1 protein-coding gene is annotated in these 894 nt (G+C 44.7%); it reads left to right on the forward strand.

Annotated features, from left to right (window positions below; genetic code table 11):
* Positions 1–894, forward strand: an 894-nt coding sequence (locus A3729_RS04230) for a response regulator (protein ID WP_156497648.1), incomplete at both ends; no start/stop codon positions are given.

Below are 894 nucleotides of genomic sequence, written 5' to 3' on the forward strand. Positions count from 1 at the left end.
GAACGAATCAAAAGAAGATGATGGGTCTATTTATTGGTTCGAGTTGAACTTGCCGGTAGTTCGTGGCGATAACTCCAGAGAGTTGTTGGATTTGTCCTTGCTGAAAACGCTCAAAGTACTGGTGATCGATTCGTATGAGCTTAGTCGTAAAATTACACTTGAACTCTTAAGCGAGTGGGGGATTCAGTTCGAGGCGGTGGGGACTGCTGCAGAAGCGATAAAAGCCTTGCATTCTTATGCTGGAAGTGAAGAGCAGTTCAACATGATCTTGTGTGATGACATCTTACAGGATTTGTCGGGTGTAGAAGCTTGTCAGATGATTCGCCAGTCTATCGTTGATCCTGTGCAGATCGTTGTTTTATGTTCAAATCCACAGTTGGGTGATGCGGAAGGCTTCTTTTTGGCAGGAGCTAGTGGCTTTTTGAGTAAGCAGTTCCGTGACCCGTTTTTGAGGGGAGTTATGTGTCAGGCCTATGCTGAGCGATTCCGTCAGGGAAGTGAGCGTCGCTTGGTGACGCGATATACCGTGAGTGATGCTGAAGAAAGTTCGGACCCCGAAGTTATAGATCTACAGGACCAAACCAAGTCCAATATATTAATTGTCGAAGATAACATTGTTAACCAGCAGCTTGTTATGCGTATGCTGGAGCGTAATGGCTGCCAGGTAGACCTGGCGGTAAATGGGTTTGAGGCAATTGAGCTATTTAAGAAGAATAAATATGCTTTAATTTTTATGGATTGTTTAATGCCTGAAATGGATGGCTATGAAACCACGCAAATAATACGTGAGATCGAACGATCCAAGCCTGAACGTGGTCGTACGCCAATTGTGGCTTTAACAGCAAATGCTTTTGAAGAAGAAGCTGAGGGATGCTTCCAGGTCGGTATGGATGA

This window comes from Oleiphilus sp. HI0043 (genome assembly GCF_001634935.1).